Annotated in this window: 12 protein-coding genes; 5 read left to right on the forward strand and 7 right to left on the reverse strand. The window is 52.9% G+C overall.

Features of this window, described 5'->3' with window-relative positions:
* The first annotated feature begins 31 nt into the window (after positions 1-31).
* Positions 32-1,210, forward strand: a complete 1,179-nt coding sequence (locus tag ACXYMU_RS19790) for a hypothetical protein (protein ID WP_458988157.1) — start codon at positions 32-34, stop codon at positions 1,208-1,210.
* Here ACXYMU_RS19790 and ACXYMU_RS19795 read toward each other — a convergent pair whose 3' ends face one another.
* The 4 genes from ACXYMU_RS19795 to carB form a co-directional block, all read right to left on the reverse strand.
* The gene (locus ACXYMU_RS19795; RefSeq protein ID WP_458988158.1) at positions 1,211-2,110 is read right to left on the reverse strand and encodes a 1-aminocyclopropane-1-carboxylate deaminase/D-cysteine desulfhydrase; all 900 of its coding nucleotides are present in this window, start codon (positions 2,108-2,110) and stop codon (positions 1,211-1,213) included. It abuts the gene before it with no gap.
* 76 nt (positions 2,111-2,186) lie between these two features.
* Positions 2,187-4,631, reverse strand: a complete 2,445-nt coding sequence (locus ACXYMU_RS19800) for a YfhO family protein (protein WP_458988159.1) — start codon at positions 4,629-4,631, stop codon at positions 2,187-2,189.
* Between the two features lie 45 nt (positions 4,632-4,676).
* Positions 4,677-4,958 (reverse strand): DUF4834 family protein, encoded by a 282-nt coding sequence (locus ACXYMU_RS19805; RefSeq protein WP_458988160.1) that lies wholly within the window; start codon positions 4,956-4,958, stop codon positions 4,677-4,679.
* 233 nt (positions 4,959-5,191) lie between these two features.
* Positions 5,192-8,005, reverse strand: a complete 2,814-nt coding sequence (carB, locus tag ACXYMU_RS19810; RefSeq protein ID WP_458988161.1) for a carbamoyl-phosphate synthase large subunit — start codon at positions 8,003-8,005, stop codon at positions 5,192-5,194.
* Positions 8,006-8,294: 289 nt separating this feature from the next.
* Between carB and ACXYMU_RS19815 the strand changes: the two genes are divergently transcribed.
* The 4 genes from ACXYMU_RS19815 (at position 8,295) to ACXYMU_RS19830 (ending at position 11,008) form a co-directional block, all read left to right on the forward strand.
* On the forward strand, positions 8,295-8,516 hold the full coding sequence (locus tag ACXYMU_RS19815) for a hypothetical protein (protein WP_458988162.1): 222 nt from the start codon (positions 8,295-8,297) through the stop codon (positions 8,514-8,516).
* Positions 8,517-8,748: 232 nt separating this feature from the next.
* Complete coding sequence (locus ACXYMU_RS19820) at positions 8,749-9,150, forward strand: hypothetical protein (protein WP_458988163.1); 402 nt, start codon at positions 8,749-8,751, stop codon at positions 9,148-9,150.
* A gap of 131 nt (positions 9,151-9,281) precedes the next feature.
* Entirely contained in the window at positions 9,282-10,634 is a 1,353-nt protein-coding gene (locus ACXYMU_RS19825; protein ID WP_458988164.1) for a lysophospholipid acyltransferase family protein, read from the forward strand.
* Positions 10,635-10,750: 116 nt separating this feature from the next.
* The gene (locus ACXYMU_RS19830; protein ID WP_458988165.1) at positions 10,751-11,008 is read left to right on the forward strand and encodes a hypothetical protein; all 258 of its coding nucleotides are present in this window, start codon (positions 10,751-10,753) and stop codon (positions 11,006-11,008) included.
* A gap of 75 nt (positions 11,009-11,083) precedes the next feature.
* Here the strand turns inward: ACXYMU_RS19830 and ACXYMU_RS19835 are convergent, their stop codons facing one another.
* From ACXYMU_RS19835 to ACXYMU_RS19845, 3 genes are all read right to left on the reverse strand, one after another.
* Entirely contained in the window at positions 11,084-11,533 is a 450-nt protein-coding gene (locus ACXYMU_RS19835) for a hypothetical protein (RefSeq protein WP_458988166.1), read from the reverse strand.
* A 51-nt stretch (positions 11,534-11,584) separates the two neighbouring features.
* Positions 11,585-12,673 (reverse strand): DUF3616 domain-containing protein, encoded by a 1,089-nt coding sequence (locus ACXYMU_RS19840; RefSeq protein WP_458988167.1) that lies wholly within the window; start codon positions 12,671-12,673, stop codon positions 11,585-11,587.
* Positions 12,674-12,848: 175 nt separating this feature from the next.
* Positions 12,849-13,130, reverse strand: a complete 282-nt coding sequence (locus ACXYMU_RS19845; protein WP_458988168.1) for a hypothetical protein — start codon at positions 13,128-13,130, stop codon at positions 12,849-12,851.
* Between the last annotated feature and the right edge of the window lie 271 nt (positions 13,131-13,401).

Raw genomic sequence — 13,401 nt, forward strand, 5'->3', positions numbered from 1 at the left:
ATATTAGCTTTACGCCATATCAACAGGAACCATGCCGAATAAGTTACAATCCGTATTCCCTCCTGCCGGGGTTAGCGAATCAAACGAAAGGAGAGTGCAGGTTGCACTGGCATTGTTCTGGGCCGTGCTGCATGTATTCTTTTTCTGGCGTTATGGCGTCCGGACAACAGATGATACCTGGGAGTACCTGAATTACGCCCAGTCCATAGCCAATGACTTTAACTTCCCTAATAATTACTACATCAAATACCTGGGTTACCCGCTTTTCCTGGCCTTCCTGTTTAAGCTGGGACTCGGGCTAAAAGCTGTTATTGTAGTGCAAACCATCTTGTCGGGGGTTGCAACAATTTTCTTTTACCGCACCGTAAAGCTACTGGCAGGTAACATGCTGGCTCCGGTCCTTGCTACTTTTTTGTTGATCATCTGGTTTGACCTGCAGCTTTTCCATGCCTTTCTCATGACGGAATCGCTTTATATCAGTTTGCTGATGTATGGGTTCTACCTCATCGTGAAGGCAGAGTCGGTTAAACAATCGCTTTGGGCACTGCCGGTGCTGCTGTTTGTGGCATTGGTTCGCCCGAATGGCTTTATTGCCGTTGTTGCCTATTTCGCTTACCTGATCACCGTAGCCTACTTGGCGGCTCCCTCCGCGAAAGCCCGCCTTATGCTTATGCTGGCCGTTGTGCTTGTCCCGCTTGCAGCTATACTTGTAGTGGACCAGTACCTGCTACAGTCGTTTGCGGTGGTAGAGACTTATGAAAGAGGCGAAGTGATTTATCTCCATAGAGAAATACTGGTAACTCCCGATGGCCCTATTATAATGCCTCCTGCCGATGCTTCGCCACTTACAAAACTATATCTGTTCGTGCGCGACAACACGTCCTACTTTTTCAGGATGTCAGCGTTGCGTTTCTTTCTGTTCTGGGGAAACGTGAAGCCATTCTTCTCCTTCTTCCATAATACGCTGATTGTAGCACTCCTCTACCCCATGTATTTTTTCGGCGCTAGGGCTTTGCTGCAGAAGCGCATACCGCTTCCGGCGCGTGTGTTTGGGCTGTTGCTCGTGCTGCAGCAAGCGTTTATCACCACCATCACCAGCGAAAACGAAACCGGCCGTTTCCTGATGAGCGTGCTATTTGTCGTGTTTGCCTTCGGAGCTACTGGCCTTAGCTGGCAGTTAAAGAAATGGATATTCAGGCCTGTGAAGTGACTATACCTCCACACCCAACCGCTGCTTAAAGCCGGCGTTGCCCTGCAGGCCGCCGGTATGGATGGCCACGATGCGGCTGCCTTTGGGGAAGTAGCCCTGCCCAATGAGGTCGAAGAGGCCGAAAAGCATTTTACCAGTATAAATGGGCTCCAGCGGGATGTCGTGCTGCTCCTGGAAGGCTTGCATGAATGCCAGCAACTCGGGTTTTACCTTCGCATAGCCTCCGAAATGGTAGCCGGTGATGAGGCTCCAATTGCCAAACTCCTGACCGCAGTAGGTATAAACAAGCTGCTCAATATCTTTTTTCAGGAAGTCACCGCCTTTCAGGGCCGGAAAAATCAGCACCTGCTTCTCACCTTTTAATCCAGCTATAAAGCCTGCCGCCGTGCCGCCGGTGCCTGCCGCGCAGCAGATGTAATCATAGTCCACAGCAATGTCCTGTACAATCTCAATGCAGCCTTTAACTGCCAGGCTGTTAGTGCCGCCCTCGGGTAGGATGTAGGGCTGTTTGTACTGCTTTGATAACTTCTGTAGAAAAGCCAGTTCGTCTTTCCGGCGGTATTGCTCCCGGGAGATGTACTGCAGCTGCATGCCACAGGACACAGCGAATTGCAGCGTCGGGTTGAGCGGCAGATGCTCCTCGCCCCGGATAATGCCGACGGTGCCAAACCCAAACTCCTGCCCCGCCGCTGCAGTGGCCGCAATGTGGTTGGAATAGGCCCCGCCAAACGTAAGCAGGGTATGATGCACCTGTCGCGTGGCCTCCTGCAGGTTATACTTCAGCTTGCGCCACTTATTCCCCGAGATTGTCGGGTGCAGCAGGTCCTCGCGCTTGATATATAGCGTTAACTCCTGTTCATCCAATAAGGAATCCTGGAGCTGTTGCAGGGGTGTTTCCATACGCTCTAAAAAAGAAGCCCCGGCAATGCGCCGGGGCTTTCTGTATAAATGTTGAAATCAGACTCAGAGCCAGCCCCTAAACTTTCTCGGCCACAGGTTCGGCTACCGGATTTTTCTTCACTGCATATACCATAGCGCCCGCAATTACCAGCACCAGCAGGATAGAAGACACCAAAGAAACGGTGTTTCCTAAAGTATAGGCCTTCGGCGCGAATTTAAACTCGATGGTGTGCTTGCCCTCCGGCACTTCCATCGCTCTCAGAATATAGTTTGCCCGGAAATGGTCTACCGGCTGCCCATCGAGGTAAGCCTGCCAGCCGTCGGCATAATAAATCTCGGAGAATACCACCAAAGCTTCTTCCTTGGCGGTGTACTCATACTTCAGGTAGTTTGGCTGGTACTCGGTCAGGTTAATCGTGCCAATCTCAGCAACGTAATTGCGCCGCTCTACCGGGAATTTGGTTATGTCCACCACGGCGGTTGCGCCTGCGTCAAACATGGTAAGTGCCTCCAGCTCTTCATCCGGCGACTGCACAGGCTTTACTTCCTCCACAAACCAGGCATTGCCCAAAGCACCCGGCACCCGCTGCACTGGTTGTTTTGAATCTCCGGTGATGGCGTAGCGCGTGTTCAGCATGCGGTATACCTCCAGGTTGTTCTGAGAGATATGGCGGTCGATCACATCCTGGTAACGGCGCAATTTGGCACCATGGTAGCCTCCAATGGATTTATGGAAGTAGGAAGTGCGGGCGTCGTTGAAAGGGTTTGGCAGGTTGATCACGCGATAACTCAGGTCTTTGTCTTGCAGGATCAGCTGGTCGGCAGGCGTTGGCTGGAAATAGTTTTCCACTACCTGCGCCTGGAAGTCGTTGTTGTTGAGGTAACGCTTGTCTACAGCCCATTGGTCCACAAGAGTCAGCACCCCAACCCCTGCAATGGCCACAGTGGCCGAGAGCTTGTTTTTCAGATAGAAGTAAAGCACACCACCCGCCAGCAGGATAAACACCAGCGAGCGGAAGGCGTCGGAGCGCATCATACCCTCGCGGTCGGCCCGGATGGCATCAATCGGGAACTGCGCTTGGATCAGGCGCTGGTCTGTGTCGGACGTAAAGCTGGCGCTGCCCGCAAAAAGCCATACCAGCAAGCAGATGCCCACTGTGATACCCCCCGAAATCAGGAGCTTCTTGTCCAGGTCCTTGATTGTATCGCGCTCGCGCAACAACTTCCAAAGGGCCAGGATAGCCAGAAAAGGCATCGTGATTTGGGCAATCACCAACGCCGAGGCCACTGCCCTGAACTTGTTGTAGAGCGGGAAGTGATCGAACATGAAATAGTTGAACGCCTCGAAGTTCTTGCCCCAGGCCAGCATAATGGAGAGAATGGTGCCGGCCACCAGCCAGCTTGTCCAGCGGCGGTTCACGATAAAGAGGCCCAGCACAAACAGGAAGCACACGATGGCGCCCACATACACCGGCCCGCTCGTCATGGGCTGCGCGCCCCAATACATGGGTAGGCCCTGCTGCATCATCTGCTCGGCCTGCACAGGCGGCACGCCCATCTTCACGAAGGCATTATACGTTTCGGAGTCGGTGCTGAGCGGGGCGCTGGAGCTCCCGCCATAAAAGTCAGGAATCAGCAGGGTGATGGTTTCGCCAATACCATAGCTCCAGTTGAAGGCATACTCACGGTCGAGGCCGCTGCCCACATCCTGCCCGCTGTTTGGCTGCGTCAGCTCCGACTTGCCCCGGATGCTGTGCTCGCTGTACTCGGCAGTGGTATAAAGGCGGCCGAAGTTTACGCCAACAGCCAGCACCGCTGCCACTAGCAGCACCATACCCCGTTTCAGTAACTCGGAAAAAGTGCCCTCCTTGATGGCGTAGATCACCTCCACCACGGCAAACACCAGCACCAGCAGCAGCATGTAGTAGGTCATCTGCAGGTGGTTGAAGTGCAGGTTCATGGCCAGGCCCACGGCAAAAAGCGCGGCACCTACCCACAGGTTGCGGCGCAGCGCATAGATCAAGCCCGCCAGCACCATCGGAATGTAGGCAATCGTCAGGGATTTGGTGTTATGGCCTGCCTCCAGGATAATAAAGTTATAGGAGGTGAAGGAGAAGGCGACAGCCCCCACAATGGCCAACCAGGCACTCATGCCCATGGCGGCCAGCAAAATATAGGCACAGAGCAGCGTGATGAAAATGTTACCCGCCAGTGCTGGCAGGTTAAACGTCAGCACGTCATGGATATAGCCGGCCCAGTCGCCGGGGAAGTGCGTTTGAATAAGGTAAGCGGGCATGCCGCCAAACATGGAGTTGGTCCAGAGGGCCTCCTCGCCGGTGGCGGCGCGGTAGTCCTGTATCTCTTTGGCCCCACCCTTAAACTGCAGGATGTCGTGCTGGGCCAGGCCCTTGTCTTGGAAAAGCACCGGCGAGAAATAAGCCGCCGTCAGGAGCAGGAAAATAAGAACAGCGATCAGGTGCGGGAGCACATCGCGCTTGAAATCAAAGGAAGTGGTTGTCATGTCTTTCAAAAACCTCAGAACAATAGAGGTTGAAAGTTAACAGTTTTATTTTACTTCTTCATAATCCACGTATTCCCCGCCGTTGAAATCCTTGCGCTCCGGCTGCTCGGGTATGTAATCTATCTTTACGCCGCTCTTGGTGTGGGTATGCTGGCTGCTGCTGCCATTGCTGTGCTGCCGCTGCTGTTGGTGGGGGTTCATGTTGAAAAATGTACCGTTGCGGATGCTTTTCTTCACGAACAGCGCCAGCAGCCACCTGAACAAAAAAGGCGCGACCAGGCGAATAAGGTAAATGATGAGAATGGTGGTTAATATATACTTGATCATAAGAATGCGTTATTTCATAGTGGCTGACTGCAAAAACAGTACCTGTCCTTCCTTTACAACTCTGTTGCCAGAAGATTGTTACCTGCCGTATTGGCCGACTCCTGCAAAGATAGGGAGTATAGTTTTGAAATGCAGCCCGGAGGTGCTTAGTTCCACCACGAGAGGCGGGCACTATAAAAAGCAGCGCCCTCCATTTTAGGGAAGGGCGCTGCTTGTGATTTATGCCTCGAAGCTTACTTGCTCAGATACAGGTTACGCTCTGAGTAAACCTGCGTGAAGTAATCGTCCTGCAAGTCATCGATAAAGTAAATCGCCTCGCCCGTGGACTTCATCTCTGGCCCCAGTTCCTTGTTCACTTCCGGGAACTTGTTGTAAGAGAACACCGGCACCTTGATGGCATACCCGTGCTTATACGGGTTAAAGGTAAAGTCCTTCACCTTGTTCACGCCCAGCATGATTTTGGTCGCGTAGTTGATGTATGGCTCGCGGTAGGCCTTGGCAATGAACGGGAAGGTGCGTGAGGCACGCGGGTTCGCCTCGATGATGTATACCGTTTCGTTCTTGATCGCGAACTGGATGTTGATTACGCCAACAGTTTGCAGGGCCACTGCAATCTTCTTGGTGTACTCCTCGATCTGGTTCAGCACGTTCTCACTCAGGTCAAACGGAGGCAGCACCGCATAAGAGTCTCCGGAGTGGATACCGGCCGGCTCGATGTGCTCCATAATACCGCAGATATATACGTCCTCGCCGTCGCAAATCGCGTCGGCCTCGGCCTCTATGGCGTTGTCGAGGAAGTGGTCGAGCAGCACCTTGTTGCCCGGGTGATCCTTCAGCAGGTCGATCACATGCGACTCCAGCTCTTTCTCGTTGATCACGATCTTCATGTTCTGGCCACCCAACACATAGCTTGGGCGCACCAACAGCGGGAATCTCAGCTCCTTGCTCAGCTGCAGGGCCTCCTCTGCCGTCTCGATTACCGCAAACGGCGGGTATGGAATGCTCAGGTCGCGGAGCAGTGCCGAGAACGAGCCGCGGTCTTCCGCCAGGTTCAGGGCCTGATAGCTTGTTCCGAAGATCTTGATACCGAAACGCTCCAGCTTCTCCGCCAGCTTCAGGGCCGTCTGGCCACCTAGCTGCACAATCACGCCTTCCGGCTTCTCGTGCAGGATAATGTCGTAGATATGCTCCCAGAACACTGGCTCGAAATACAGCTTATCTGAGATATCGAAGTCTGTCGAAACCGTCTCAGGGTTACAGTTGATCATGATGGTTTCGTAGCCGCTCTCTTTCGCCGCCAGTACGCCGTGCACGCAGCTGTAGTCAAACTCGATGCCCTGCCCGATGCGGTTAGGGCCGGAACCAAGCACTACCACTTTCTTCCGGTCAGATACCATGCTCTCGTTTTCCCCGTCGAAGGTGCTGTAGTAGTATGGCGTGTTGGCCTCGAACTCAGCCGCACAGGTATCCACCATTTTGTATACCCGCTTGATGCCTAGTTCCGTGCGCACGCTGTGCACTTCGCTCTCTTTGCAACGCAGCAGGTGCGCAATCTGGCGGTCGGCGTAGCCTTTCACCTTGGCCTCGCGCAGCAACTCTGCCGGTATGGTGGCCAGGCTATACTTCTCTATTTCCTTTTCCATCACGTCCAGCTCCTCGATCTGGTTCAGGAACCATGGGTCGATTTTTGTGAGTTTCTGGATGGTGCTGGTAGGTATACCGATGCGCATGGCATCTTTAATGCTGAATAAACGGTTCCAGCTTGGGTTGGCGAGGCTATAAATCAGCTCGTCGTAGTTGGTCTTCTCCTTGCCGTCCGCGCCGATGCCGTTTCGCTTTATCTCCAAGCTCTGGCAGGCCTTCTGCAGCGCCTCCTGGAAGGTGCGGCCAATGCCCATCACCTCACCCACCGACTTCATCTGCAGGCCCAGCTTGCGGTCAGCACCCGGGAACTTGTCGAAGTTCCAGCGCGGTATCTTCACGATCACGTAGTCCAGCGCAGGCTCGAAATAAGCTGAGGTGGTTTTGGTGATGGCGTTTTTCAGCTCGTCCAGGTTATACCCGATGGCCAGCTTCGCCGCAATCTTCGCGATCGGGTAGCCTGTTGCCTTGGAGGCCAGCGCCGAAGAACGGGAAACACGCGGGTTAATCTCGATGGCGATGATGGTGTCGTCCTCAGGGTTCACGGAGAACTGCACGTTACAGCCGCCTGCAAACTGCCCGATGCCGTTCATCATCCTGATGGCCAAATCGCGCATTTGCTGGTATACCGTGTCGGGCAGGGTCATGGCCGGGGCCACTGTGATCGAGTCGCCGGTGTGCACGCCCATCGGGTCAAAGTTCTCGATGGAGCAGATGATGATCACGTTTCCGATGTTGTCGCGGAGCAGTTCCAGTTCATACTCTTTCCAGCCCATAATGCTTTGCTCCACCAATACCTCGTGCGTTGGCGAGGCATGCAGACCACGGGTCAGGGCCGCGTCGAACTCCTCAGGCGTGTTCACGAAGCCACCGCCATAGCCACCCAGCGTAAACGACGGGCGGATAACCAGCGGGAAGCCGATTTCCTGCGCAATCTCCTTACCTTCCAGGAAAGAGGTGGCCGTCTCGCCCTTGCACACGTTCACGCCAAGCTCCAGCATTTTCAAGCGGAACTCCTCACGGTCCTCGGTCGTCTCAATCGCCTTGATGTCCACGCCGATGATTTTTACATCATACTTCTTCCAGATACCGGCTTTGTCGCAGTCGATGGCGAGGTTAAGCGCCGTCTGGCCACCCATGGTAGGCAACACTGCGTCAATCTGGTGCTTCTCTAAAATCTCAATGATATACTTCTTCTCCAACGGTTTTAAGTACACATGATCTGCCGTGACAGGGTCAGTCATGATCGTTGCCGGGTTGGAGTTGATAAGTATTACCTCAATACCCTCTTCTCTAAGGGAGCGAGCGGCCTGAGAGCCGGAATAGTCGAATTCGCAGGCCTGGCCGATAATGATAGGACCAGAACCAATAATGAGAACGGATTTGATACTGTTGTCTTTAGGCATTTGGATCGGTATGTGTAAATTGCCCGAAGTTAAGGCAAAATGTTAAAGTAGGCAAAAGGAAAATTGCTCTATTTGAAAATTAGTGGCCTGCAAGGCGCATAACTATAATAAAGGATGCTTTTTTTGCCATTTTATTAATAAGCCACTCGCTTCTCTTATACCCCTCCGGCGGAATGGGGTTATCAAGATCCAGTTTATACCCCATTACGCCGCGTATCGGTTTTCATAGCCTCCGCACACAAAGTACCCGGATTGCGTAAACAGCATTATACCTTAACAACTGAAGAACATGGAAACACCTAAGAATGATGAGATCATCACGAATGCCGATGAGAGCAAGCGCCTGCCCGACGAGAACCCGGAGCCGCTCACGCACATGAAAAAAGCGGAAACAGACATTATCGAAAGGGGCTTTGAGGGCAAGGAGGAAGGTGGGAACGCTGCTGCCAAAACCGAGGAAGAAACCCGCAAGCTAGACGGCAGCAATGCCAATACGCTCCGTACCAAATAAGTTTTCTGCAACGCAGTACAGGCAAAACCCGCCAGCTAGTATGCTAGTAATAGCGCACAAGCTGGCGGGTTTTGCACTTCGTCACTTTTTAAAACAGGCAGCTCACACCACAAGATAATCTCAACAGGCTGATTTTCTGATTCAAACAGCAGTAATAACGAGTAAAAAAGTTGGCTACCTGAAGTTTTATTCTTAATATTAGTATATGTAAATACCTATAAAACCACCCCCTATGGTTCTTTTCAACGCTCCCTACCTGCATCTAGAATACTATGCAGCACACCGGGTTTTGGTGAGTCAGTGGTATTGCGGATGCAATAGTCAGGAGTATCGCGAAGCGGTGGAGATGATCATGCACTATGTGCGCGCCATGAACATCCCGTATGCCATTTCAGACAGGCGCCTGCTGCCTGCACTCAGCCCCGAGGATCTGGAGTGGTCGCTGAAGGTACTAGCGGAGGATTTTACTCAACTCCCGCTCAAGCGGTTTGCCATCATCAGGAGTTTCGACGAGAAAGCCACGAAGCAACTGTATTCCTTCCTGAAAAAAGCCAGCTTTCCGCCTACTTTCCAGGTGCAGGTTTTCGAGGACCTGACCTCGGCATACGAGTGGCTGGTGTCGGTGGAGGCTTAACCCACAGGTTATACTCCTCAAAGTTATTCCACCATATCCGTTGCGCTTAACCGCAGGCACTGTGGCGAAAATGCCTATATTGCTCTCCAGAAACATAGGTAATTAACTATTCTTCGAGACCTGCTGCCCTTATGCTGTACGCCATCCTTAAACTGCTCTACCAAGTGGGCCTTTGGGTCTTCTTCCGCCGGTTTGAGGTGCGCAACAGAGCCGCGATGCAAACAAAGGGGCCCTTGCTGGTGGTGTCCAATCACCCGAACACGTTCATGGACCCGATCGTGATCGCATCCTTGCTGCGGCAGCCTGTCTTCTTCATCGCCAAGAGCACTGTGTTTGGCTCCTCTTTCCAGAGCTGGATGCTCCGCCAAATGCACCTGATCCCGATTCACCGCCGCGAGGACAACCCGGAGGCGCCCTTCAGCAACAAAGAGGCCTTTGCCGAAAGCTTTCGGGCGTTGCAGCAGCGCAAAACCTTACTCATTTTCCCGGAGGGCAACAGCTTTAACCAGCGCCGCCTGCGCAAGATAAAAACAGGTACGGCCCGCATTGCCCTAAGTGCCGAGGCAACCGACGCACTGGGTATAAAAATACTGCCTGTCGGCCTGAATTACTCTGCCCCCAGCCGCTTCCTTAGCAATGTGTTTGTAAACGTGGGGGAACCGATTGAGGTAGCAGCCTATGTGGACGAGTACAGGCAGAACGGGCACCAGACAGCAGTTGCCCTCACCGAGGAGATCCGGGAACGGCTCGAGAAACTGATCATCCATACCCCTACCGATGAAGAGGACATGCTGGCCCGCCACATCGAGGATGTTTACAAAGAACAACTACTGGCTACCGTGCCATCGGATGCCCCGCAGCATGTGCGCGAATTTTTGCTGACCAAGGCTATCATCAACGGCATTTACTATTTCAGCCAGAAAGAGCCTGAGCGCGTGGCAGCGTTCAAACACAAGCTGAACGAGTACATGCTGCAACTCAAGCGCCTGCGCCTAAAAGACGAGATTATGGGTATGCGCCACAAAAAGGTGCTGCGCCAAAGCCTGTTGCAGCTGTTCTACCTGACCCTGGGCTTCCCGGTTTACTTGTTTGGGCTGCTGCACAACTATATCCCTTACATCATACCCTCCAAGGTGGCACGGGCCGTTACGAAAGAAGAGGAGTGGTTTGCCCCGATCATGCTAACGGTGGGCATCTTTTCTTTTCCGCTCTTTTATCTGTTGGAGGTATGGCTCGTACGCCAATTCCTACCCGTCCCCTGGCCCGAGGCTACCCTGTACTTCCTGAGCCTGCCCCTGAGCGGTTTTTATGTTTTGCACTACTGGAGCGTGTTGCGCCATACACAGGCCCACTGGCTCCTGCTTCGCCAGTTTGTAAAGCGGCAGAACCTGGTACTACACCTTCGGGCACAGCGTGAGGAAATCTTTACAGAACTGGAGGCCGCCAAGACGGAGTACCTGTCCCAGGCTGTCTCGAATTCCTGAGCGGGAACGAACCCGGCACCTGGGCCTGATTCTGGCATGCGCCAACTCTACTTTAACCAAAAAGCCTGGCTGGCACGTACAAGAGAAGTTGTAAGCAACCTAAAACCCAGAAACTGATGAAAAAAACATATGTAGCAGTGCTAACAGCAGCAATTTTAACCGGCGGAGGACTTGCCAGCTGCTCTAGCGAGACCACAACCGGCGTAGACACCGAAACTTCCGCCAGCGAAGTAGACGGTGAATTGAATGGCATGGGAACGGGCACGAGCACCAACGAAAACGTAAGCCCTCTGGATACGGCAGAAAACCAGGCAATGCCTCCCAATGAAACGCCCAGTAGTACCACTACGCCTCCCATAGACAGCGAAGAATAGTACACAAATTCAGTATAAAAACAGCAGCGGGAACCATGGATATGGTTCCCGCTGCTGTTTTGCTGCAAATAGATTTTATTTTTCTTCTGCTTCGCTGAGTGCATACCCCACAGCCGCAGCCACCAGCCCGCCCAGCAGATAGTACCCTATTGCCATTACCTGCGTTTCGGTGGTCTTGTTGCTTGGCTTTTCGCCTAAGCCTAACGGCCCCGGCAGCAGTACGGCACCCGCTCCGGCAGCGGCCCCCAATACGGCTCCGCGCCACCAGGCGCTTTTGCCTGTGCCCGCCAGACTATAGTATAAAGAGTTAGAAACCACGTCGCCTACCAGTGCCCACGTATGGAGTTTATCCTGATCCTGCGGTGGCTCCAAATCTGCTTTTTGCATTAGTTTAGAGATAGAGCGCATGCCCAGCACATCCATTCGCGGCGCGTCCGGGTTCACTCTTCTCATTGCCTCGTGCACCGCCGTCACGACGCAGGCGCCTGCCAGGCCGCCTGCAACAGCTGTTAGTATGTTGTTCATCTTGTCTTCCGTTTTGATTTACACTTATATAGCCCGCCAAGCCTGCTAAGGTTACGACACTACCTGGATGATATCGGCCAGTACGCCGTTTTCCCCTATCAGCCTCTCGTCTATTGGGCTGTCGAACACAACCAAGACGTGCTTGTCGTCGTGTATGGCCAGGCCTTCGGCCTTGTCCTTGCCTGAGTGCGCTCCTGTGCCGTGCGGAATTTCGCAAAGGCGCTCCAAATCCTTTTTGTGCACCATTGATTCTTCCGCTGTGTTAGTGAGCGCGCCTGGCCAGCGGTACATCGCAATCACACCGTCCTGATCCATAGTAGGGCCAGCCAGGATGTACATATCGTTTCCGAAGATGCGCAGTTCCCGGATACCTTTGCCCTGCAGGTGCAGGAAGTGCTTTTTGTAAGGATGCTGCTTGGTGAGCTGCTTCAGGTGCAGCGTGCCCTGTTCATCCTCCTCGGTTTCGATCTCCAGCACAATGGCCCAGCCCCGGAGCACCGGCCCGCGCAGCCCGATAAATATGCGGTCGTCACTGGTCGTCAGCCCCTCTATGTCCAGGCCATTGTCTTTGCTGGGTATAGCCAGGAAAGGCCCGATGTGCTCATCGTTTTGCAGGGCATCGGTTAGCAGGCTGCTGGTAGTGGTGCCCCGCAGCTGTGCCGCCCGCAGTATCCTATCTGGCTGGTCCGGGTGTTTGCACTCTTTCAGGAGTGTGTACTCATTGGTTGCCTCGTCTACGGCTACCGGAATACGCGCCAGCAGGTAGCGGTTAGGGTCGTTTTTGATCTTTGCCAGGCTCTTGATCTGCTTTGGCACCGGGTCGTGGCTGTGCGGCTTCTTGCGCTTCAGGCTATGCGACCCGATGATCCATATATAATGCCCCGCCAAAGCCATACCCTCAATGTCGATTTCGGTATTGCCGCCGGGCAACTCTATAAAATCGCTCAGGTCGAACGATTTGTGATTGCCGAATTCCCCTTCGCTGTTCAGGGTGAGGCGTTCGATGGTGATGCGCTCATCACAACTCAGCCACAGGCTATTGCCCGTGCGCAAAGCCGTGGAAAGACCATTGCGCACATGCTTCCCCTCAGGGTTTCTGCTTTGCTTTTCATCAAACTGAAGCCTTATTTTTTCATTCATAGAGTTTAGAGTTAGAGGTGAGCCTGGTATAATCTACCTGTACTACGGAACTACGCCAGTAATGCTTGTGGCAAAAGCATGAAACAGAAGAGCACAGAAACAGCAAAGCCAGACACATACATGCCTGGCTTTGCTGTTTCTGTGCTTACTGCCTAAGCAGCTTGCTAGCTCAATTCTATTTTACACGAGCGTCAATAGAAGAACTTCCGCTTCTGTTGGCGTTGCTGCTATAAGACGGTTGATCGGACTTCTTAGAGCTCATTTTGTGCTTCGCATTAGCTGTCAAGTCATTTGCTTTGCTTTTCAGCTTGTTCTTGTTTTTTGTGCTCATGGCCATCCAGCCCGCACCTAGCGCCAACAAAGAACCTCCCACAACTTTTTGGGTGGTTGTCAGGCTGCTTATCTTCTTGGCAATCGGGCCAGAGTACTGCTGCAGCTTATCCTGAATGTTCTTCATACTATCACTGCCGGATGTTGCCTGCTGGCTGCTTCTACCTTGCGCTGAGCTGTTGCTGGTATTAGCTGAATTCTGTGAAGAACCGGTTCTTGACTGTGAACTGGATTGTGCTGATTTATTATTTAGGTTGTTTTCCATGGTTTTACTCTGCTTAAGTTAAAATACAATTTTAGGGTCCTGCCATCACGCGTTCCGCCCAAGAAGGAGCCCCGCTATATTTTATCGATTATAACGCAATATAGTTACACCTAAGCGTAAATTTTTAGCGCTG

The sequence above is a fragment of the Pontibacter sp. CAU 1760 genome, assembly GCF_054482735.1.